Source organism: Leptolyngbya sp. BC1307, assembly GCF_002286735.1.
In the GTDB taxonomy this organism is placed as follows: domain Bacteria; phylum Cyanobacteriota; class Cyanobacteriia; order Phormidesmidales; family Phormidesmidaceae; genus Phormidesmis.
This window is the reverse complement of the sequence record NZ_NRTA01000045.1, coordinates 1-21,736: the sequence shown is the minus strand read 5'-3', so window position 1 is coordinate 21,736 and position 21,736 is coordinate 1. Positions and strand designations below refer to the sequence as shown.

The window sequence follows — 21,736 nt, the reverse complement described above, 5'->3', positions numbered from 1 at the left end:
ATGAAGCATTAGCGCCACAGCCGGGTAACCGCTCTCACGACTGCTGGCACGGCTCCCGGAATCCTGGTGAGTCTGCGGGTCTGTCTGCCGATAATGCCGAGATTAGAAGCGGGCTGTCGGTTGCTGCCGACAATTTCCAGGGCAGTTTGGGCAATGCCGCGCGTGCGAGAGTCGCGATCACCTAGCAGCTGATTCAAGAAGGGCAGCGCTGGCACGGCCTGTCTGCCCAGATAAGCAATCCCTAAGGTCGCCAGCTCACGGGTTCGAAAATCGCTAGAAGTCGCCGCCGAGACTAAAGTTGGCAGGATCAAATCGCGGTCTTCAGTCAGCGTCCACAGGGCATCTGCCGCGTAGAGCCGCACCAGCGCATTGTCGCTATTGAGCGCAGCGGTGAGGGTAGGAATCGATTCAGGCCCCACTTTTAGCAGCGTGCCTGCAACCGTCTGACTGACAGTAGCGTCTTCGCCTAGCAGCGCTTGCGATAGAGCCGGCAGGGCGATTCCTGCAAGCGGGCCAAAGTCGCCCAGGGCAGAAGCCGCAGCCTGACGGACGCTGCTGTCGCTATCGTTAAGCTGGTCTGCCAGAATGGGAATTGCTGAGCGTAGAGCGAGGGTACCGAGGTCGTCAGCCGAGCCAATGTTGCCAATGAGCGTTGCGGCGGTTTGCCGGGCAATGCTGTTAGTCGCATTGTCTGCCAGCAAGCGACCCAGCGCCGGCACGGCATCGCTGCCCATATTTACCAGCGCATCAGCCGCAATGTCTTTGACCAGGCCCGATTCGTTTTGAACGGCGGATACTAAAATATTGGTCAGCACTGACTGGTCTAGCCCTACGTTTGTCAGGGCGCTAGTCGCCAGGGCACGCACCAGTTCGTCATCGTCTCGCAGGGCATCTAAAAGCTCGGGCGTAGCAGCTTCTGCGGCAGTGCCAATCTCGCTGAGGGCGTAGGCAGCGATCGCTCTCGTCTGCGCACTGTCAGATTCCAGAGCATTTGCCAGGGCAGGCACAGCCTCTGCGCCAGTTTCGATCAGGGTATCGGCGGCGGCCTGCTGTACGGTGGTGTCGGCGCTCTCTAAAGACGCGATCAGGTCAGCGGTAATTTCGGTAGGTGTGCCTGAGACTGGCTCAGCGGGCGGCTCAGTCGGCGGCTCTACAGCGAGGCTAGTCGCAGGCACATAGGCAGACGCAATCGGGTTGGCTTTTCCAGTGAGCACCATCGCCTGGTGGGCCATCGCGACAATTTCGGCGCGGCTAGCATTGCGCTGAGGGTTGAGCTGCTGCACGTTGGGATAGTTGACGACAAATTGGTAGTGGGTAGCGGCGGCGATCGCATCTCTTGCCCAAGCCGGTATCTCACTCCGGTCGCTAAAGACGTTCAACAGCGGCTCAGTTTCACCCACCGGCTGAGCAATGCCCAAACCAGCCGCATAAGCATTCAATAATTCACCGGGCTGACCCAGCTTTTCTATGCCCAGACCGTTGGACAGCGCCACGAGTACTTCTAGGCGGGTAATTGGCTTATTCACCCCAAACGTACCGTCGGGGTAGCCGCTCAAAAAGCCTCTAGAGTAAGCCGTAGAGATGGCGCTAGCGGCCCAGTGGTTTGCAGGCACATCGCTAAAGGTAATCGGCTCACGCACGACCGGCTGAGGAAAATTACCGCTGACAAAAGCCCCGCTAATCACAGCCGCAAACTGTGCTCGCGTCATCTGTGCATCGGGTTGAAATCTGCCGTCAGGGAACCCGCTAATGGCGTTAGTAGCCGTCAGCGACTGCACGTATTGACTGGCCCAGTAACTGCTGCCGACATCGCTGAAGCGGGTTTGCGCAGACGCCGGTAGCGTCACCATGCTCACCGTCAGGACGCTGGAGAGCGCAACTGCGGTATTGACGTACTTATTTTGACCAAACATGACGAAGTCCCGATGTCTCAGAGTAGAGTGCTCTCAATATCTCATCGGTATCACCAGGCTGGTGAATTTTGAGGGCCGGTTAGTGTTTTGGCCGACTGGGTTAAGCTACGATCAGCCTCTAGACGCCGCTGTGGCAGTGCTTTTGGCAACCAGTTATAAATTTGGCTGACCACCTATCTACGGCAGAGCAGCCATGAAAGCTCAGTCGGCTGCGATCGCATTAGCCTCCAAAACTTCTAAACTGACGTGCTCAAGCGCTGCTTTGTGAGTCGCCGCTAAGTCTACCGGCGGAGCCACGCCATCTTCTAACGCTTCTTGCCATCGGGCCGCGCACAGGCACCATTTATCTCCCGGCTTCAGCCCAGGAAATCCATAGGCCGGTTGAGGCGTGCTCAAATCATTTCCCTGAGCCTTGGTATAGCTCAAAAAAGCCTCTGTTAGCTGCGCACAGACCACATGCACCCCCCGATCTTGCGGCCCCGTCTGGCACAGGCCATCGCGATAAAAGCCGGTCATCGGTGCCGTGCAGCAGGTTTGCAGCTTAGTTCCTAATACATTCTCGGTCTCGGCCATCCGACAAGTCTCCTTATGTTACGTTTGCAAATCTTCAATGGGCAGCGCTTGTTATGAAGCGGTCAGCTCTCTCTCATCCGGGCATTTTCTCTCACTGCCGCTGCATACTGAGCCGGTACCAGCCCTAAAAACAACACCCACCAGAGCGCGATGACGCCAGCTACCGGCAGCGTTATCCACAGCCGATGCAACAGTAGCCAGGAACCGGTTGGAATCGCGACGCCTGTGAGCACAATTGACCAGGGCTGACACCACCACGGCTTCATCTGCCAGATAGAGTCGGCCATCAGCTCACCCAAATTCTCTCCTTCTGCCACCATTGTCTAATCTCTCCTAAAAATCTCTACCGGCTCAATCTTGTCAGCTAGCTCAAAGCCAAATATCTGCGAATAAAAAGAGAGTTCAGCGTCTAGCGATCGCTTAATATTCTCTGCTTTGCGAAAGCCGTGCTGCTCGCCTTCAAACAGGAGATAGGCCACCGGAATACCTTTTTCTTTGAGCGCATTCACCATCGTCTCGGCCTGGTTGGGCGGCACGATCTTATCTTCTGAGCCCTGTAAGAAAATGATCGGGCAAGAGAGCTGATCGACTGCGTTGACAGGCGATCGCGCCTCATAAACCGCCTTCTCCTCAGGATAGGCCCCGACCAAACTATCTAAATAGCGCGACTCAAACTTGTGCGTTTCCGCTGCCAGACTCGCCATATTGCTCACGCCGTAGTAGCTCGCCCCCGCCTTAAACACATCGCGAAAGGTCAGCACCGCCAGCGTCGTATATCCACCCGCGCTGCCGCCGTCAATCGTCAGCCGGTCAGCATCGGCCTTGCCCTGCTCAACTAAGTAGCGGGCACCATTGGCACAGTCATCCACATCGACAATGCCCCACTGCCCTTGCAGTCGGTTGCGATAGGCGCGGCCATAGCCCGTGCTGCCGCCATAGTTTACGTCTAGCACCGCAAAGCCCCGACTCGTCCAGTATTGAATCGCCAAATTAAACGCGCTAGAAGCCGCAGCAGTCGGGCCACCGTGAGTTTTTACCAAGAGCGGTGGTCGCTCGGTCACAGGCGCTTCGTAGTCTTTATTCTGAGGCCGGTAGTAGATGCCATAGGCGTTAAATCCGCCTGTTGTCGGGAATGAAATCACCTCCGGTTCTGACACATAGCCCGGATCTACCGTAATACTGCTGGACTGGCGCAGCTCAGTCATTTTCTGGGTCAGCAGATCAAACCGTACCAGGGCGCTGGCCTTGGTCGTACTGGCCGCTAAGAAAACCGCAAAGCCGTCTCCTACCTGCAAGCTGCCAATGCCCGAATAAGGCATTTCTAGCTCATCCATAGAGCGAGCCAGCGTATCAAACCGGGCGAGCCGCGTCGTCCCCTCGTATATATAGGTGCAGAGAATAGTCTGCCTATCTTCAAAGCCGTAGCTGCTCTGGCCAAAGTTCCACTGCGGACCGGCAAACTCTGCCTCCATCGGAAACAGCGGCTGCGCCCGCTCGCCCTCCCAGCGGTATAGATTCCACCAGCCAGTGGCGTCGCTGATGAAGTGTAGCGCTCCGCCCGGCGACCACTGCGGCTGACAGACTGACTCTTTGACATTGCCCACCAGTCGCTGCGGTCGGCTCAGGCTGCCGTCTTCGCTAACTTTGGCCAGCCATAGCTCAGTGCCATCCCAGGGCATCTGCGGGTGATTCCAGGTAATCCAGGCGAGCTGGGTGCCATCTGGGCTGAGCCGGGGTGATGAGTAAAAGTCGTTACCGCTAACCAAAATGCGGGGAGAGCCACCTGTGAAAGATACGGTAGCGATCGCATTTACCGCCTCGCCTGACTGTCGATGGTCTTCTACCACACAGATCAGCCGCTGCCGTAGCGGATCGGCCACTGCATCGGCATAGCGGAGCCCGGCAACGGGCGTCACAGCGGGCGTTAGCGCTTCGGGTGCTGAGCCTGCTTGCTGGCGGTAGAGCCGCTGATCGGCAAAATCAGAAAAATATACCGTGCCCTGATCTACCAGATACGCCCCACCGCCGTACTCATGCACCCGCGTGCGCACGTTGAAAGGATCGGGCGTGATATCGGTAACGCTGCCCAGGGCGTCTTCTGGGCCATGACGCACTACGATCTGTCTGCCTCCCTCGGTCGGACGCAGCTCACTCCAGTAGATATCTGCGCCATCTAGCCGTACAGACCCCAGCCGCAAGGAACTAGAGACGATTAGATCTGAGGTGATGGGCGATCGCCAAGATCCGTACGGCGCTGTGTTGACCATAATACAAGTGCAAAATCGAGTGCAGAATAAAAAGAGCTGCTGCCACCCTGGGGTGAAAACATCTTCCATTCTCCTTAGCGCCAGCCGATTATGCAACACGCTAACGCCATAAAGAGGGCCATAAAGGGCAGGATCGCCCATCAGCCAGTTTTAGAATTGGCCCAGATTGTCCATCGCCGCACCCTAAAATTTGGTCGGCGCGCTAACCTGAGCAAGAAGTAAAAGACACTCTCCTATGAAAGCTTATACACCTGGTCGGCGCGGTCGCACTTTGGTCGGCAGTGCCCTCTGCACAGGGCTTTTGTCTGGTCTGGTGGCCCTCCCTGGCCATGCTCAGAGCACCGAGCCCGTTCCCGAAGTAGAGCCAGCGGCTGAAGGTAGCGAACTCCCAGCCGATGCCCGGTTTGCTTGCCAGCTCTATCAGGGCGAATTCACAGTGATGTATCAGCCCGAAAGCCAGCCTGAACAGGCTTACCCCTGGGCCACCCCCGGAGAAATGGGCGGCGGCTGGACGGCTGAAAGACGCTGCTACACCATCAGCGATCGCTTAGAATCGTACCGCCCTCAGGGCCTAGTTGATCTGCAAGTCGGCGTCGAAAACGGCTATGATATCGTCTGCGCTACCACCGAGCAAACACCCGGACAGTGTCAGATTGTCTTTACCGTACCCCCCGGTCAAAATCCGGTAGTGACCCGCGATCGCGTCTTTGAAAACCTGGCCCAAGCCGACGCTGGCAGCGACACGACCGTCGTCAATACCTTCACAGGTAATGGCAGCAACATCCTCGGACAGCTCGGCGAAATTCTAAACTTTCCGTCATCGGGTACTTCCGCCGACGCGATTAACCTCAAACCCTTCTTAGATACAGCCGATGGCGGCACAGGCTCCGCCCTCCGTCCATCTGCTCAGCCCAGCCGTCCGCTTAACCCTGACAATTTTCGGTAGTGATAAGCCGCTACTCGCTTAGTTTAGACTGCCTGGCATCTTGACAGAGACACCTCTAGCGGGCTCACCTTTCAGCAAAACCTTCGCACCCGTTCAAGAAGCGCAATCACTCTGCTTCAATTTGCCGCAGGTAGTCTTGCACTTGCTGGAGATACTGCGGAAACAGTTCCAGCGCAAAGGCTATAGACCGCCGGACAATTTCTGGATCGACTTCGTCATAGTCATGCACGAGGCGGTTACGTAATCCGGCGGAGGGGGCTAGCTGCTGGGCTAAATTGACGGCGATCGCCCCGATTCTACCTGCGGTAATAAAAGAATCACGGTAGGTATCTGGCGGCAGATGATCGTTTCTCACTGCCAAATGCATATTGATATCTATGGCGGATTCCACCAGCAGATGTAACAGCCGCTCTATGGCAAGCTGTTGAATAAAGTCTCCGCCGTTATCCGCCTGAGCGGACTGAGCAATCGTTTTGAGCTGGCCTAAATACTTTTTTATATTGCTGAGCTTACGGAGGACAACAGCTAGCTCGAACTGAGTCATGGTGCCTGCGTCCCGTAGCCTAAGTAGACCTTCTGAAAATAGCGGAGCTTGGCAGTGTCTGCATAGATTTTGCTAGCTCTCACCTGAAACAGACGAAAGGCAGCGGGGGCCGCTTCGTATAGAAGTTTGCCTTCTCGCGCAACGGCAAAGGCTAGCAGCGGTGAACAGCGCCGCAGGTTAACTAGATCAATATCGTCAAAGGGTAGGTCGAGCAGCAGGGCAATATCTTGCTGCAGCGTGAACTGCTCCATTCCTATGTAGGTGTCGGGCGTCGCTAAAAAAGCAATATCCCAATCGCTCTTATCGGTTGCTTTTTGTCTAGCTTGCGAGCCAAATAAGACCACCAGTTTCACCTCAGGCAGCTGCGACTCGAACTGGGTTTGAAGCTGAGCTGCGTCTGCCATACTCATGCGATGTCACCATGCCGCGATGCCTACCCTATCATCGTGACACAATCGATGATAAAACGACTTAACGCAAGTCAAGCTCAGAAGTGAAATCGCTATGGCCCATACAATCGCCGAAGTCAACCAGCTGAGCCAGGCTGAGTTTGTAGAATTACTCGGTGATGTTTTTGAAGAGACGCCTGCTGTAGCTACGAGGGCTTGGGCCGCAAGACCTTTTACAGATGTGTCAGCGCTGCATCAAGCGATGGTGACTGTCGTTGAGCACATGCCGTCGGCTGAGCAGCTTGCGCTGATTCAGGCGCATCCAGAACTAGGGAGTCGGGTACAGATGGCCGATGCCTCGGTGCAGGAGCAAGCGGGAGCTGGATTAAATCAGTTGATCCCAGCGGAATACGAGCGGTTTCAAACGCTTAACAGCGCCTACAAAAAGAAATTTGGCTTTCCGTTTATCGTGGCGGTTAAAGGTCACGACAAAGAGAGTATTTTACAGATGTATGAGCGGCGTCTGGAGAACGATAAAGCAGAGGAGATAGCGCGATCGCTCGCCGAAATCTCCAAAATTGCTCAGTTCCGCTTGGCAGATCTCATCGAATAGCTCACCGACAGTCTCGCTGATTGACTGCATCCGCCTGCCAGCCCAGCTTTCGGGCTCTCTCTTCAGCCAATTTAGGAATATCAGTCGCGATAAAGTGCTCATGGAGAATCTGTACGCTCAGCAGATGATTGATCATCGCATCGAGCTGTACTTGCTCTGCCACGGGTGTTTCGGGCTGATGATAGCGGTCGAACAGGGCTGGAACAGTAGACTGATCGAGCAGTCCGGCGGTGGCGATCGCCTTAGGCGACAAATACTGTTCACTCAAGCCCAACATTGCCTTTTGTTTGGCCGGATCGGTATGCGCCGGGGGAGCCATAAAAGCAAATTTCTGCCGCTTGTACAGCGTTTCTGGCAGCAGCTCGCGCATAGTTTCTCGCAAAATGTATTTATCTTTTTGCCCGCGAAATCTCAAGCTCGGCGGAATAGTGACAGCAAATTCTACCAGGGGATGATCTAAAAAGGCGGGCCGGGCTTCCATAGAGTTGGCCATATCGACGCGATCGCCCGCCCAGCCCAGTACCTGCGATTCAAACTGAGTCTTGATCCAGACGTACTGCGCCTTGTCTAGCGGATGGCGACCGGCGAGCTGCTGTGGGTCTAGCGTGTGGGCGATCGCCTCTCCTGGAGAATAGCCCTGTAGCCGCTGCCGGTGCTCCGCCTGGAGTAGCGACATCGCCTGCGGCGCTGAAGAGAGCCACGACTGTAAGCTGCTAGGCGTAAAGCCGACGCGGTCAGTTAGGGCCGGATCGTCCAGCCGTTTTTGCGCCAGCAGATTGCCCTGAAACAGCCGGTTACTCTCTTGCAGCCAGGCTTCTAGCTCAGAGCGCTCAGCCGGAGTAGCGTCATCCATGCCGTGCAAAATCATGTCCAGGCGCAGCTGCGGATAGCCTGCAAACAGCTCGTCTGACCCTTCACCCGTGACCACCACTTTGTAGCCCGCCTGCTGCACATATTCGCTCATCAGCAGCTTAGCGACCGTAAACGTGTTGTAAATGCTGCGCTCAGTGTGCCAAATGGTGCGGGCAAAGTGGTCGTAGAGATCGCTGCCCTGCACCGTGAGAATATCTTGATCTGCGCCGACAGCGGCTGCCATCTCGCGGGCGATCGCCGTCTCGTCATAGTCACTATCGTCAAAACCAATCGTAAACGCCTTCACGGGCGACTGCTGACAGGCCGCTGCCACCCCCAAAATCGAGCAAGAATCAATCCCGCCGGAGAGATAGCAGGCCACCGGCACGTCCGCCTCTAGCCGCAGCTGAATCGCCTCCACAAAGTGATGGCGCAACATTTCAATCGAGTCTTTCTCACTGCGCTGAGGCCGTTCATCCGTGAGCGGAAAGTCGAGATCCCAGTAGGTTTGTACGCGCACTTGCAGCCGCCCGTCGTGCCGTTCGCAGATCACCATCTGACCCGGCTGTACCGCATGAATGCCCTTAAAGCAGGTTGTTCCGGGCACCATCGTCTGTATCAACTGGTGATAGAGCCCTTCCGATGAAAAGGCCCGCTGCACTGCCGGGTGAGCAAACAGCACCTTGATTTCTGAGCCAAACACCAGCCCTTCGGCGGTCATCGTCCAGTACAGCGGCTTTACCCCAAAGCGATCGCGCACCAAACTCAGCCGCTCGGCCTGCCGCTCGTACAGCGCGAAAGCAAACTCACCCCGCAAGTGGGGCAGCGCACCCGCCAATCCTAGCCGGTCAGTCAGATGGATTAGCAGCTCCGTATCGCTCTTGGTCGCAAACTGATAGCCCCGCGAAGTGAGGTCAGCCCGCAGCCGCTTGTAGTCGTAAAATTCGCCATTGTGAGCAATCAGATAGCGCCCATCATCTGACCGAAAAGGCTGGCGTCCCCGGTCAGGATTGAGGTCAATAATTGACAGCCGCGCATGAGAAAAGCCCACACCGCACTCAGGCAGAGTCTTCCAACCAAAGCCATCTGGCCCTCGATGATACTGAATGGCCGCCATCGCCACTAGCCGATCTGGGTCGATGGGCCGATCTGCCTCGTGATGCATGATGCCTGCAATACCGCACATAAAAATTGGTTGAATGGACTGGTGCTCATCCTACCGGCAGAGGCCTTTGAGACGGCCTTCCTAAAGAGCGACTTAAAAGCGTAACCTACGCCACAGTCTGAGCTTGGCACCGTAGATAAGATGATGGGGTACTTTTTAAAAAGACTTTAAGGACTGTGTCACCCCATGACTTTTTCGATTGTTGCTCGGGATGCGGTAACCGGCATGACGGGCGTGGCAGTGGCGACGAAGCATCTGGCAGTGGGGGCGCTGGTGCCTCATGTGAAAGCGGAGGTAGGGGCGATCGCCACTCAAGCCCAAACCAATCCGCTGCTGGGCATTCGCGGCCTGCACCTGCTCGAACAGAGCCCCGATCCCACCGGCAATGCCGAATCAGTCTTACAGCGCCTGCTATTTGACGACCCTGACCGCGAGCAGCGGCAGCTTCATCTGGTAGACCGCCAGGGACAGACCGCCGCCTGGACGGGGAAAGAATGCGTGGGCTGGGCCGGTCACTTTACCTTTCCGCATTTCTCGGTGGCGGGCAATATGCTGGTCGGAGGAGAAACACTGTCGGCAATGGCGGCGGCTTATCAGCAATCTGGTGCCAAGCCTTTTTGCGATCGCCTGCTCTCAGCTCTCGAAGCCGGTAACGCTGCCGGGGGCGATAAGCGCGGGCGGCAGTCAGCATCTATATACGTTATGGATGCCGACGTTTATCCGCACTTAGATCTGCGCGTTGACCACCACGATCAGCCCGTTGCCACGCTGCGTCTGCTCTTTGAAGAATCTTGCAAAGACTACTATCAGTCCTTCCGGCGGTCGATGCCCTCTGAGCGCCCGGTTGCCCTATTAGCACCCATCTACTCTACTCATGTGAAAGATGCGAGCTAGTTTTGGTATAATTCGCTACGGTTTTGTATTCTAAAGAGGTTACTGAAACACTTCTTGAGGAAAGAAAACCATGAAAAACAAAGCGAACCAAACTTCCCGTCAGTCAAGTCGGTGGACCTCTGATCGGTTTGTGCGCCTCGGCCAAAACTTAGAAGCAGCCTATGGCGCAGGGGTGATGAGCGAAAATCAGGAGGGCAGCGCCAACGGCCTCGGCTGGACTCGCGAACAGCTCTTGAGGATGTCGGCAGCTCGCTCATTTCCTTTTATGTAGGATTCACACTGACTGGTCCGGTCAGGGTTTCGAGCAGCGCATATACAGCAGGCGGCTGGAGCGCTTCAGCGAGCATAGCAACCCCCACCTGCCGCTCTAGCGGTACCGGCAAAGAATATACCTGCACTCCCTCAGGGATCGGTTCTGCCGCCAGCCGGGGCAAAATCGTGCCGCCCAACCCCCTGAGCCACCAGTTTTACAATCGTGGCGTCGGTCTTCACTTCATTAACCACCTTTAGCCGGTAGCCCAACCCGTTAATATGCCGGTAAACCGGACGCATCATAATGTGATCGACCGGCGGCATAATTAAGGGCTGCTCAGCCAGCACTAGCCAGGTGAGCGTATCGCCTTCGAGGGTAAAACCAGGCGGCAAAAGCACTACAAATTCGTCTTTGAGCAGTTCCCAAGCTGACAGGTCTTTGCCAGCGGGCAACACGGTAATGCCAATATCGGCGCGGCCTTCTCGCAGCGCCTGCTCTACCTGGTTATAGTCGTCATGCTCAGACAGGTTGAGCCGAATACCCGGAAAGCGCTGGTGAAAGTTAGCGATCGCCGCCGGCAAAACATGAGTGGCGATGCTGCGAAAGCTGGCGATACGCACCTGCCCTTTTTCTAAGCTTTTGGCGATCGCCGCCGCTTGCAAAATATCTTGTGTGTGCTCCACAATCACGCGGGCATGGGCTAGCACGCGATCGCCGACCGGTGTCAGCCGCGCCCCGTAGCGACCGCGCGAAAATAGAACAATGCCCAGGTAGTCTTCTAGAGATGCGATCGCATGACTCACCGCCGACTGCGAGATTCCAAGCTCTAGCGCCGCCTCACTAAAGCTAGAAGACCTAAAGCTAGAAGACAGTCTCAGCTACGACGAACCCGCTCCCTGGTACTCTCCTGTACGTCAGACGCTGGGTAAAGTGCTGCTAAAGGCCCAATCGTCCGGCAGCCGCTGAAGCAGCCTATCGAGCCGATCTAACCATCTATCCGGAAAATGACTGGTCGCTTAAAGGGCTGGCAGAAAGCCTGGAGGCACAAGGCAAAGTAGCAAAGCTGCGCTAACGCCTTTGTTTCTGCCGATTTATGGCTTCCGGTCGGAACTACCCGTTCTACCAACTTATTTTGTTTTTATGAAGTTGCTACAAAGTGTCCCTGATAGCCCAGCACTTTTTAAGAACAACTCTATGCTAGGACGAGTGGACTAATGTTCCCCAGCTTACGATTACGCGGAGAGTGCATTTGCCTGTTGGCCTCCTATTCGTGAGAAACATGCGACTTCTTTTAGAACTTCCAACCATCAGCTACTGCGAACATCCGTCCATTAACAGCAAATTTAAGCGTCTGATCGATATTGCTGGTGCCCTAGTCGGATTGGGCATCACAGGTCTCTTATTTATCCCCTTATGGCTAGCGATTAAGCTAGATAGTCCGGGTCCTATTCTGTACAGCCAGCTACGCTGCGGTCTTAAAGGTGAAAGCTTCCGGATCTGGAAGTTTCGCTCGATGGTGACCAATGCCGATGCGCTCAAGCAGCAGGTCAAGAACGAAGCCTCTGGCCATATTTTTAAAAATCGCAATGATCCCCGAGTGACCCGTGTCGGTCAGTTTCTCAGACGCACAAGTCTAGACGAGCTGCCTCAGTTTTGGAACGTGCTAAAGGGAGAGATGAGTCTGGTCGGGACGCGTCCCCCAACGCCTGACGAGGTAAAAAACTATACTGCCTATCACCACAAAAGACTGCTGGTAAGGCCCGGTATGACCGGTGAATGGCAGGCTAATGGTCGCTCAACTGTAGAAGACTTTGACGCGATCGTACAGATGGATCTGCTGTATCAAAGTAAGTGGTCTGTTACTTACGATCTGGCGCTGATCTTTAAGACAGTTCAGGTTGTTTTTAAGAAACAAGGTGCTTATTAGAGCGGTGACTATGAAAGGCAGATTGAGTTTACAGGCTGGGCTTTGACTAGCTCGGCCTGTTTTATGGCTTGCTAAGTAGGGGATATAGCGGTTTCTGGATGCATTCGGGAACCGCGAGTCACTTTACCCGTTGCAACATCAGGCTTTCAGCCGGTGTGATGGACTTCAGCAAAGTGACCAACGCTATAGATTCGTGGAGAAGATTTGTAGATAAACTGGGGAGATTATGGCTGTTTCCTTACACGTTGCGCAAAAGTTTTGGGCCCTCCAGCGCAGTCAGGTATCGATAAATATCGCTTAGTTCATATAAAAATTTGCCCTGGTGTAGATTTTTAGGACGGTCTGTAAGCTATAAAGTGAAGTATGGACACAGTTTTTTGCTGAAAGAGTCTGCTGAGCGTTTGCAGATTCTGAAGCGTCACGGCTTACTCCAATTTCTGCATATCACTTCGCGCACTATGTTAAGGCTATCGAGATCACCCAAAACCGCTGTCGTTGTTCGTGAGCAGCGCCTAGAAGATGAACGAATGCACGACATAGAGCTGCTTTTAGAGAGCCTATTTCGCCGAGAAGAAGTGACCTTAAGGCTGATTGCCGACTGTCTCTACGATGTCGGTTCGACTAATTTACTCAATCGGCGCGTGCATTCACAGCCGTTGAATCGCTTTATGAAGGTGATTGCTCGGCGATCTAAGCCGATTTTTCGATTTTTTATGCTGCGCTGGAGTCGGAAAAATTGTCCGCAGCTAATTGCTAAGTGGCTGCACAGCCAGGTCAGGTTTTCGCCGAGTGAGGTTGTGCTGCCAGAAATTCAGCACCCAGAGAGCAACGCTATTACGTAAAAAATAGCTATTTGGTAGAACCGTCTAGCACTTGAGCTGACTCGATTTGACGGCCAGGCTATCGAGGGGCAAAGGGCTCTGCGTAAATACGTATGGGGTCGTCTCAAAGAAGACAGCCTCTAATCAGCAGATATCACCTGATGCGAGGGCGCTGCCCTGAGTAAGCTATAGCTTCCGGCACTTTACTTTATGCGGCATTACTGGCTGTAGGCCATATGTAGCAACAGGCAAAGCGCGAATGCATCTGCGCTTTGCTACAGGTTGACCAAACATCTTTATTCACGATCGCTCATTATGCTAAAAACGTCTGCCTGTCGCTTGATTGCGGGTGCTACTACCTTGTGTGTTGTGCAAATGTTGAGCGCAAATCGGGTCTGGGCGCAAACGTCAGCGCCAGACGTGCCAGCGCCGAGCCAGCGAGAGGCATTGCTGCTACCGCTGGAGCCAGGAACGATAGCTATAGGGGAAATGGAAATGGATGCGATCGCCCACCAGAGAGTTGCCGACAGCATCAATGCTGAGTTTACTGATGACCCCTCTGCAGACGAGTCAGCCAACCTGAATTTGGCTGACATCCCAATCATTGGCGATCTTTTAGATGCAGAAGGCAATTTTGACTGGGGGATGGATTTACCCATTTCAGTCAATCTGGGCAATGTGATGGGTGACTATGGGCTCGTTTTTAGTGCTGACTTTGCGATGGACTAGATGGAGTTAAAACGATTGCAGATAGACAGCGCGGCCCTTTAATCAGTTCATTGCCCATGAGTGTGCAATAGACAAGCAGTAGACCGGTAAAATTGAGACTGTAATTCAGGCAGTCTAGCTGCGAACTGGCCCTATGAGCGAAGACACCCTATTCGGTAAAATCATCCGTCGAGAAATTCCGGCTGATATTGTCTATGAAGATGACCTTTGTTTGGCTTTTCGCGACATCACACCGCAGGCACCGACCCATATCTTGGTCATTCCCAAGCAGCCCATTGCGATGCTGTCGGCGGCTCAGGCAGAGGACAAAGCCCTTTTGGGTCATCTGATCTTTGCCGTCAGCGAAATTGCCCGTCAGCAGAAGCTCGACAGTGGCTATCGGGTGGTGATCAATACAGGTGAAGACGGCGGGCAAACAGTTTTTCATCTACATCTGCATCTATTAGGCGGGCGGGCGTTGGGTTGGCCGCCGGGCTAAGAGGCCACCTACTCGTCAATCCGCTCTAGCTGCCAGAGAATTTGGTTGCCTTCGCGGCGAATGCGCGAAACCGTCCAGTTGCGCCAGGCCCAGTAGTCGCCCCGGCTGGTGACGGCGCTGGCATTGACATCCATCAGGTCAGCAAGCTCAGCGCTGGTAATCAGGTAGCCCTGTTTAGCCAGTTCATCGGTGACTTGCAGAGTCTTCAGAGCGTTTTTGAGGCGATCTACCCGAGTCGATTCGGGGTTGCCGATGTTTTTTTCAGATTGCGCTGTCATGAGCCGATTTCCTTCTTGAGAGTCACTCTCGTAGGATTTTAGCGCTGGTTCCGAAGATGCTTCCTGCGTAATGGGGTCATTTATCTCTGGGTTACTCAGTGATGACTCTTTTTGACCGTCTGGCTGGTGAGGAGATGCTTCATCTGAACTTGCCGTATCGCTGGCAGTACTGGCTGAGGGCGTATGCTGCTTGAGGGTGATGGGCTGAGCGTGAGAGAAGGCACGAGCTATCTGGTCGCAGCGCTCGTTGCCGGCGTTGCCAGTATGGCCACGGACGTATCGCCAGTCGATATTGAGCTGATGCTCAGTGAGCGTTTGCGTGAGCAGATCGAGCTGCTGCCACAGGTCTTTATTTAAAACAGCCTTGCCGGTTGAGGTTTTCCATCCCTTGCGTTTCCAGCCTTTGATCCACTTGGTGATGCCGTTTTTGAGATATTCGCTGTCGGTGTGGAGAATGACCGGGCCGCTGATGAGGTCATCCTGGCTAAGAAATTCTAGGGCGGCGATCGCTGCCTGCATCTCCATCCGGTTATTCGTCGTGGCCGCGTCCCGTCCGCCTAGCTCATGTACCTGACCATCAGCAAATTCTATCCGGGTGCCCCAGCCGCCTGGCCCCGGATTGCCAGAGCAAGCGCCATCTGTGTAGATTGCCTCAACCGTTGCCATCGTTCACTGTTCCTTAAAGCAGATTGTTTAGCCAAAGGGCAGTTTAGCGCGGATGTATTCACGGCGCATTTGGGCGATCGCCGCAATCGAAATTCCCTTGGGACACACCGACTGACATTCCCCGTGATTGGAGCAGTCGCCAAAGCCCTCAGCCGTCATTTTCTCGGTCATTTTCACCACGCGCTGCTGACGCTCCGGCTTGCCCTGAGCCATCAGCGCCAGATGAGAAATTTTCGCTGCTGTAAACAGCGAAGCCGACGCATTCGGGCAGGCCGCTACACAAGCGCCGCAGCCGATACAGGTCGCGTAGTCAAAGGCTTTGTCCGCATCCGGCTTAGCCACCAGCACCGCATTTGCATCCGGAGCCGCGCCCGTCTTCACTGAAATATAGCCGCCCGCTGCTGAAATGCGATCAAAAGCAGACCTATCGACAACCAGATCTTTGATCACCGGGAAAGCTTTAGCGCGCCAGGGTTCTAAGGTTACCGTATCGCCCTCTTGAAAGTGGCGCATATAGAGCTGACAGACCGCCGTGCGCTGCTGAGAGCCGTGGGCTTGACCGTTGATCATCATGCCGCAGGAACCGCAGATTCCTTCCCGGCAGTCGTGGTCAAATTCGACTGGCAATCCACCTTCGGCGATGAGTTGCTCATTGAGAATGTCCAGCACTTCTAAAAAAGAAAGGTCAGGCTGGACGTTGGAGACAGCATAGTTTTTGAAGCCGCCTTCGACTTCGGGATTAGCCTGTCGCCAAACTTTCAGATTGATTCGCATAGTATGTCTATATAACTTTCCGTCTGCTGGTCAGGGAGTAGCCATTGTCTTTGGTTCAATGATTACCCATCCATTGGCCTGCGCGCCAGCCAAATAGTCATCAATAATAGACTTGAATGCGGCTTCAACCTCAACCGGGGTATTTCCCTCGGCGGTAAGGTAAAGGCCTTCTGCATTAGCTACAGAGGCATAGATACACCCATCGTCAAAATCTACCCCTACTTTGCCTAGATAGCCTCTGTACTCAATTATATTTTTCATTAGCCTTCCTCCGGTGAGTCTCTAAGTCCAATGCCTATCGAGAAATTCCCATATCGTAGAACTCGCCAGCAGTAGTCGCTGCTCGTGCAACCTCAGCTTCTAATTGTCTGTCTAAAAGTCCGCTGTCTGAACTTCTACCTTTTCCGTTTTTTCAAGGTTATACATGATGTCATCCACAACCAATACCTTGTCTTCGATGTTCCAATCCTCAGCCGTATAAGCATCTCCATCGCCGACTTCCCACTTCGAATCGTCTTCTAAGATGATTAGTCTGCCGTCGTACTTAATCGTTCTGATAGGCTCGATAACCTGTTGCCCTAAGGAATACATCCTCATTCCCCAATCGAGCAAAACCTGTTGTTGCTCTGGTGTCATCGTATGTACGCAGAGGCTTTCGATTTCCTTGGGCCGCATGAGCCGATTAATAGCTGAAAGTTGCCCATTGATACCTACAGGCATAGTTTCTTCACTCATATCTTCACTCATAATATTTTTTCACTCACACTTGTTCACTGATAAGACCGCTGTGTCAGCTTCACATTTTCAAACCGCAGCATCTCACTTACTAGCTCAGGTGGCTGTTCTTGCCCTTGATATTTCCAGGCCGCTGCATTGGAAAACTGATCATCTCGGCGCTGGGCTTCACCGCCTTCAGTTTGAAATTCTTCGCGAAAGTGACAGCCGCAGGACTCTTCGCGGGCGAGGGCGTCGCGGGCCATGACTTCACCAAGTTCCATAAAGTCAGCGACTCTACCCGCAAACTCCAGGTTTTTATTGAGCGTGGTTGCTTCGCCGGGGACGCGCAGATTTTGCCAGAATTCGGCTCGAAGCGATCGCACCCCTTCTATCGTCTCCTTCAGCCCTTCCCGAGTTCGGCTAATCCCCACCCCATTCCAAATCAAGTGCCCCAATTCCCGGTGAAAGTCCAACATTGTTCTATCGCCTTTAATGCTCAGCAGCTTCAGCGTGCGGGCTCTCGCTGAGGCCTCGGCTTCGGCAAAAGCATCGCCATCCGTATCGACCTTTGGCAAGGCCGTCGTCGCCAGATAGTTGCCCAGCGTATACGGAATGATAAAGTAGCCGTCCGCCAGTCCCTGCATCAGCGCACTGGCTCCCAGCCGGTTTGCGCCGTGGTCAGAAAAGTTCGCTTCTCCCAGCACAAACAGACCTGTCACCGTGCTCATGAGATGGTAGTCTACCCAGAGCCCGCCCATGGTGTAGTGCACCGCCGGGTAAATGCGCATGGGCCGCGCGTAAGGGTCCTCGCCCGTGATCCGCTGATACATTTCAAACAGATTGCCGTAGCGAGCTTCGATGGCGGGTTTGCCCTGGGAGGCGATCGCCTCACGAAAATCCAAATACACCGCCAGCCCGGTCGCCCCTACGCCCCGGCCTTCATCGATCACCTGCTTGGCATTGCGAGAAGCCACATCGCGCGGCACTAAGTTGCCAAAGGTGGGATAGCGCGTTTCTAGATAGTAGTCGCGATCGCTTTCGGGAATGTCTTGGGGCGATCGCTCATCCCCCGCCTTTTTCGGCACCCACACCCGCCCATCGTTGCGCAGACTCTCACTCATCAGAGTCAGCTTCGACTGAAACTCACTAGACACCGGAATGCAGGTCGGGTGGATTTGAGTGAAGCAAGGATTAGCAAACAGCGCCCCTCGCTTATAGGCCCGCCAGCTCGCTGTCACGTTGGAATTTTTGCCGTTCGTCGAAAGATAGTACACATTGCTATAGCCCCCGGTGGCCAGCACCACCGTATCGCCCGCATAGCGCTCAAACTCGCCCGTCAGCAAGTTGCGCACCACAATACCCCTTGCCTGCCCCTCGACCACGACCAGATCCAGCATTTCCCGCCGAGGAAATAGCTCAATGCGCCCTGCCGCTACCTGCCGCATCATCGCGCCGTAGGCTCCCAGCAAAAGCTGCTGCCCGGTTTGCCCCCGCGCATAAAACGTGCGAGAGACCTGCGCCCCGCCAAAAGACCGATTCGCCAGCAGGCCGCTATATTCACGGGCAAAGGGCACCCCCTGAGCCACACACTGATCGATAATTTGGTTGCTGATTTGAGCCAGCCGGTAAACGTTCGCTTCGCGCGAGCGATAGTCACCGCCCTTGATCGTGTCGTAAAACAGTCGCCACACGCTATCCCCGTCATTGGGATAGTTTTTCGCGGCGTTGATACCGCCTTGAGCAGCAATGCTGTGAGCGCGGCGCGGCGAATCTTGAATGCAAAAGCTTTTGACCCGGTAGCCTTGCTCAGCGAGAGTAGCTGCGGCTGACGCGCCCGCGAGCCCAGTACCCACCACCAGCACCGTATGCTTGGGCTTGTTGCCAGGATTGACCAAATGGCAATGGTCTTTAAAGCTGCCCCATTTTTCAGGAAGGGGGCCGTCAGGCACGCGGGCATCGAGTGGCATGGCTTATCTACATCGGGTTAACGCTCATTTAAAGAGTAACGCTAAGGCGCGAGTAAACACCACAGGCAAGCGCTTGGGACGTTTTGCCCGCTCAATATTGCCAATGTAAGGAAGCTCTACCTGCAAGACCTGTCGATATAGAAATAACAACGCACTCAGCGCCACCGTTTGAGTAGAGGCAGCGACCCTCCGCTCCAGGGCAAGATGCGATAGATATGCCCTAATTTCGTCTGCCCCATTTCCTGCGGATGGCGCTTGTCGTGAAACAAAATGAAATCGCGAATGTAATAGACGTATGACTTCTCAGTTGACAGGCTAAAGTACTTGAGCATGATGGCTTCTCGAACCCGGTCAAGCAGACGAGGTGAATTAGATGGCGGCATACTGACTGCTGTATAAGTCGGAAATTTGGGTGATTATGCAGCAGTTATGCCTGATAAGCGCCTCATACCCATACTTAAACAGTGCGAAAGTGATAGATAACACCCTACTTCTACGGACCAGCCCTCTAAAGGTGATCGCTCGTAAGCTTAATAATTGACCAAAAACAATACTCAGCAAGGCTTTTAGCTGTATTTCCCCTTGCTCAAGGAAAGATCAGATGTACTAAATCACGAATAAGACTGACGAACTTATCAGTATTTCAGTCATTTCATTCTGAAGGCTTCGCTATTCCTATTGGGAAGCTCTCAGCTTGTAGAAAGCACTTTTTTAAGTGTGGAATCCTGAGATCATTATCCAGACAAGATTGTATGAATTATTGAAAGTATTCAATTGACCTTGAAAGGGCTGCTTCTACGGACTTATACCGCAGAAGTATCAGATAACTTCTGTAAACGGGGGCGTTATCCCGCAAAAGTGTCAGGCAAACTAAAAATTTAGGGTATTATTCAGCAGATCTGACGTTGAATATATAGTTAGCTGGCTTCTGTTGCAGGTGGTGGCAGTAGTTTGAGATCATTAGTTGATAGCGTAGAATTGGGTTCACAGCATTTGTAGCAGTTGACATGGAAGAATACTTGAGCACTAGCGAAGTTATTGATTGGTCACATCCTGAAATCATCGAGCTTGCCGAACAAATTGCATCAGGACATGAAACATCAACGGCGATCGCAAAAGCGTCTTTCGAGTGGGTACGAGACGAAATTTGTCACAGCTTTGACTATCAGATGAACCCTATAACTTGTCGCGCTTCTGACGTTCTAAAATACAAGACAGGCTACTGCTTTGCTAAGAGCCATTTGTTGGCAGCATTGCTACGGGCAAACCAAATTCCAGCAGGGTTTTGTTATCAGCGATTGAGTGTTTATGATAAAGGTGCGCCGTACAGCTTGCACGGTTTTAATGCAATCTATCTAGCTGAAACGGGTTGGTATCGAATTGATGCCAGAGGTAATAAAGAAGGAGTCAATGCTCAATTTACCCCGCCCCAGGAGCAGCTAGCTTTTAACATCAGGCTCGCTGAAGAAGCAGATTTTCAGGCAGTTCTTGCTGAACCACTTAAAATTATCGTAGAAGCGTTGCAAGCACAAAATACATGGGATGATATGCTTCGTAATCTTCCAGATATTTCGTTGAAGTCTGCAAAGAATTATGGTCTTGTGATGGATAATAATTATGTGCCAGTCAGCTAACAACCCCAATGCACACCGACCGCCGAGAGGTTAGCGTTTGGAGTTCGAGGTTATCTGCGGCGGGTGATTTGAGCCGTTAGCCAATCAAACCAAAGTAGATTGCCAGGGGTAGGCCGATGAAGCCGAGGGCGATCGCCCCTCAAGCAATACTCCCTCGCTTCCGCGCTTCCTTAAACGAGGTGCCAACAATCTTTAGGCCAGCGCGGATCATCTGCTGCTCTATCTAGTCAAGTGAAAAAACGGGTGCGATCGCCGCCTCTATTCCTAGAAGTTCATACATTGCAGATCTCGGTTTTCACATAAGAGAGGTGGCCCGTGGAGGAGGTACAGTCGTCACACTAAAACGCATGAAAATGATGACAGATATAGGAATGGAACTGTATCTGCAATAGCTCAATAACCGCTGGTAGAAGGCAAGCTTGTTTTAGCTTGCAACAAAACAAGCCGACTCAGCAGGCAGGGCCTGAGCCGTTGCCTGAGCCGCTCTTTGTCTAATGACATCAGGCAACAAGGGAACAGTGTCATCGTGTTTGAGCCTGGAGGTCAAATATTGCCAGAACGAAAAGCCCAGCTTGCGACAGGTTTTTTTGAGGCCGACAAAGGTGTCACGCGCCTGCCTGCCCAAGTCATGGCGAGTGGTGCCACTAATCTTACGACGAGTGACCATCTCGCGAATATCAGATTCAGCGGCATTGGTATGCAAAGGCAGCGCTGGCATCTCCAGGACGCGCAGGAGTTCTGCCTTGTGGTTGGTAAACTGCTTGAGCACCGCGTTTAAGGGCGCATTGTCCTCGAAGGTCTGTGCAAAGATGGCATCAAAGCCTCGGTTGAATGCAGGTATATCGTCAGCAGAGGGGTCTTGGCGATAAAACTTCAAGGCTTGGTAGTAGGCCCACAGCTGATAGCGCAGGGCTTCAATTTCGTTGAGCTGCGCAGGGGTTTCGCCGCTCAATTTGCGCAGGGTACGTTCCATATGTATCCAGCACAGGGCATGGACGAACAAGACAAACTGCGGCGCACCATCACTGAGGATAATCAACTCAGGTGACACCCCATGGCTAATCACACTGCCGAGCAAAGCCGCTTCGGTGACCAACCTAACCGCGAGCGGGGTGACGATATCAAGGCGCTCTAAATAAGCTGCCCATGCCGATTCACCCTGACAAATCACCTGCTCAGAAAAGCTCAGTTTCTCTAAATGGCGAGACGCTAGCCCATGAGCGCTCAGGTAGGCTTGGGCATATTCGTTGAGCACATAGTCCTCAAACGGATGACGCAGGAGCTTGAGATAGTTTTGCCGGGACTTGTGCTCACTACTGCGAAAATAGGCAAATAG

24 protein-coding genes and 1 pseudogene are annotated in these 21,736 nt (G+C 53.6%); 9 read left to right on the top strand and 16 right to left on the bottom strand.

Going from position 1 to position 21,736, the window contains the following annotated elements; genetic code table 11:
• Window positions 1–8: 8 nt before the first annotated feature.
• The 4 genes from CKL79_RS18295 to CKL79_RS18280 form a co-directional block, all read right to left on the bottom strand.
• Window positions 9–1,913 carry an S-layer homology domain-containing protein gene (locus tag CKL79_RS18295; RefSeq protein ID WP_121971000.1) on the bottom strand — a complete coding sequence of 635 codons (1,905 nt, stop codon included), beginning with the start codon at window positions 1,911–1,913 and terminating at the stop codon, window positions 9–11.
• Between the two features lie 201 nt (window positions 1,914–2,114).
• The gene (locus CKL79_RS18290) at window positions 2,115–2,486 is read right to left on the bottom strand and encodes a DUF2237 domain-containing protein (protein ID WP_121970999.1); all 372 of its coding nucleotides are present in this window, start codon (window positions 2,484–2,486) and stop codon (window positions 2,115–2,117) included.
• A 62-nt stretch (window positions 2,487–2,548) separates the two neighbouring features.
• Window positions 2,549–2,806 (bottom strand): DUF6737 family protein, encoded by a 258-nt coding sequence (locus CKL79_RS18285; protein WP_240518954.1) that lies wholly within the window; start codon window positions 2,804–2,806, stop codon window positions 2,549–2,551.
• A 3-nt stretch (window positions 2,807–2,809) separates the two neighbouring features.
• Complete coding sequence (locus CKL79_RS18280) at window positions 2,810–4,753, bottom strand: S9 family peptidase (protein WP_121971007.1); 1,944 nt, start codon at window positions 4,751–4,753, stop codon at window positions 2,810–2,812.
• A 235-nt stretch (window positions 4,754–4,988) separates the two neighbouring features.
• On the opposite strand from CKL79_RS18280, the gene CKL79_RS18275 reads away from it, so the two are divergent.
• Complete coding sequence (locus tag CKL79_RS18275; RefSeq protein ID WP_121970998.1) at window positions 4,989–5,699, top strand: COP23 domain-containing protein; 711 nt, start codon at window positions 4,989–4,991, stop codon at window positions 5,697–5,699.
• A gap of 106 nt (window positions 5,700–5,805) precedes the next feature.
• Here the strand turns inward: CKL79_RS18275 and CKL79_RS18270 are convergent, their stop codons facing one another.
• Window positions 5,806–6,243, bottom strand: coding sequence for a DUF86 domain-containing protein (locus tag CKL79_RS18270; RefSeq protein WP_121970997.1), 438 nt, complete (start codon window positions 6,241–6,243; stop codon window positions 5,806–5,808).
• Complete coding sequence (locus CKL79_RS18265) at window positions 6,240–6,647, bottom strand: nucleotidyltransferase domain-containing protein (protein ID WP_170944110.1); 408 nt, start codon at window positions 6,645–6,647, stop codon at window positions 6,240–6,242. The genes CKL79_RS18270 and CKL79_RS18265 overlap by 4 nt, the downstream gene beginning before the upstream one ends.
• A gap of 100 nt (window positions 6,648–6,747) precedes the next feature.
• Between CKL79_RS18265 and uraD the strand changes: the two genes are divergently transcribed.
• A complete protein-coding gene (gene uraD / locus CKL79_RS18260) occupies window positions 6,748–7,245 on the top strand; it encodes a 2-oxo-4-hydroxy-4-carboxy-5-ureidoimidazoline decarboxylase (RefSeq protein ID WP_121970995.1) in 498 nt (165 codons plus the stop codon).
• A gap of 1 nt (window position 7,246) precedes the next feature.
• Here uraD and asnB read toward each other — a convergent pair whose 3' ends face one another.
• Entirely contained in the window at window positions 7,247–9,283 is a 2,037-nt protein-coding gene (asnB, locus tag CKL79_RS18255; RefSeq protein WP_121970994.1) for an asparagine synthase (glutamine-hydrolyzing), read from the bottom strand.
• 165 nt (window positions 9,284–9,448) lie between these two features.
• On the opposite strand from asnB, the gene CKL79_RS18250 reads away from it, so the two are divergent.
• A complete protein-coding gene (locus tag CKL79_RS18250; RefSeq protein WP_121970993.1) occupies window positions 9,449–10,156 on the top strand; it encodes a DUF1028 domain-containing protein in 708 nt (235 codons plus the stop codon).
• A gap of 70 nt (window positions 10,157–10,226) precedes the next feature.
• Window positions 10,227–10,427, top strand: coding sequence for a hypothetical protein (locus tag CKL79_RS18245; protein ID WP_121970992.1), 201 nt, complete (start codon window positions 10,227–10,229; stop codon window positions 10,425–10,427).
• Here the strand turns inward: CKL79_RS18245 and CKL79_RS24240 are convergent.
• Window positions 10,420–10,554, bottom strand: a complete 135-nt coding sequence (locus CKL79_RS24240; protein ID WP_276300806.1) for a hypothetical protein — start codon at window positions 10,552–10,554, stop codon at window positions 10,420–10,422. The genes CKL79_RS18245 and CKL79_RS24240 overlap by 8 nt on opposite strands.
• 4 nt (window positions 10,555–10,558) lie before the next feature.
• Entirely contained in the window at window positions 10,559–11,212 is a 654-nt protein-coding gene (locus CKL79_RS18240; RefSeq protein ID WP_240518953.1) for a LysR family transcriptional regulator, read from the bottom strand.
• 476 nt (window positions 11,213–11,688) lie between these two features.
• On the opposite strand from CKL79_RS18240, the gene CKL79_RS18235 reads away from it, so the two are divergent.
• The 4 genes from CKL79_RS18235 (at window position 11,689) to CKL79_RS18220 (ending at window position 14,364) form a co-directional block, all read left to right on the top strand.
• Window positions 11,689–12,336: a sugar transferase gene (locus CKL79_RS18235; protein ID WP_121970991.1), complete on the top strand. Its 648-nt coding sequence runs from the start codon at window positions 11,689–11,691 to the stop codon at window positions 12,334–12,336.
• A gap of 458 nt (window positions 12,337–12,794) precedes the next feature.
• Window positions 12,795–13,178, top strand: coding sequence for a hypothetical protein (locus CKL79_RS18230; protein WP_121971006.1), 384 nt, complete (start codon window positions 12,795–12,797; stop codon window positions 13,176–13,178).
• Between the two features lie 294 nt (window positions 13,179–13,472).
• Window positions 13,473–13,886, top strand: a complete 414-nt coding sequence (locus tag CKL79_RS18225; protein ID WP_121970990.1) for a hypothetical protein — start codon at window positions 13,473–13,475, stop codon at window positions 13,884–13,886.
• Between the two features lie 133 nt (window positions 13,887–14,019).
• Window positions 14,020–14,364: a histidine triad nucleotide-binding protein gene (locus CKL79_RS18220; protein WP_121970989.1), complete on the top strand. Its 345-nt coding sequence runs from the start codon at window positions 14,020–14,022 to the stop codon at window positions 14,362–14,364.
• A gap of 8 nt (window positions 14,365–14,372) precedes the next feature.
• On the opposite strand, the gene rnhA is transcribed toward CKL79_RS18220, so the two are convergent.
• The 6 genes and pseudogenes from rnhA to CKL79_RS18190 form a co-directional block, all read right to left on the bottom strand.
• The gene (rnhA, locus tag CKL79_RS18215; protein WP_121970988.1) at window positions 14,373–15,308 is read right to left on the bottom strand and encodes a ribonuclease HI; all 936 of its coding nucleotides are present in this window, start codon (window positions 15,306–15,308) and stop codon (window positions 14,373–14,375) included.
• A gap of 27 nt (window positions 15,309–15,335) precedes the next feature.
• A complete protein-coding gene (locus tag CKL79_RS18210; RefSeq protein WP_121970987.1) occupies window positions 15,336–16,082 on the bottom strand; it encodes a succinate dehydrogenase/fumarate reductase iron-sulfur subunit in 747 nt (248 codons plus the stop codon).
• 30 nt (window positions 16,083–16,112) lie between these two features.
• Complete coding sequence (locus tag CKL79_RS18205; protein WP_121970986.1) at window positions 16,113–16,343, bottom strand: hypothetical protein; 231 nt, start codon at window positions 16,341–16,343, stop codon at window positions 16,113–16,115.
• Between the two features lie 111 nt (window positions 16,344–16,454).
• Complete coding sequence (locus CKL79_RS18200) at window positions 16,455–16,817, bottom strand: hypothetical protein (RefSeq protein ID WP_141242234.1); 363 nt, start codon at window positions 16,815–16,817, stop codon at window positions 16,455–16,457.
• A 35-nt stretch (window positions 16,818–16,852) separates the two neighbouring features.
• Window positions 16,853–18,766, bottom strand: a complete 1,914-nt coding sequence (locus tag CKL79_RS18195) for a fumarate reductase/succinate dehydrogenase flavoprotein subunit (RefSeq protein WP_121970984.1) — start codon at window positions 18,764–18,766, stop codon at window positions 16,853–16,855.
• A 24-nt stretch (window positions 18,767–18,790) separates the two neighbouring features.
• Window positions 18,791–19,098 (bottom strand): annotated as a pseudogene (locus CKL79_RS18190) (phage integrase N-terminal SAM-like domain-containing protein).
• A 675-nt stretch (window positions 19,099–19,773) separates the two neighbouring features.
• Between CKL79_RS18190 and CKL79_RS18185 the strand changes: the two are divergent.
• Complete coding sequence (locus tag CKL79_RS18185; RefSeq protein ID WP_121970983.1) at window positions 19,774–20,400, top strand: transglutaminase family protein; 627 nt, start codon at window positions 19,774–19,776, stop codon at window positions 20,398–20,400.
• Between the two features lie 424 nt (window positions 20,401–20,824).
• On the opposite strand, the gene CKL79_RS18180 is transcribed toward CKL79_RS18185, so the two are convergent.
• Window positions 20,825–21,736 (bottom strand): transposase (locus CKL79_RS18180; RefSeq protein WP_141242221.1); only part of this gene is annotated, 912 nt, incomplete at its 5' end.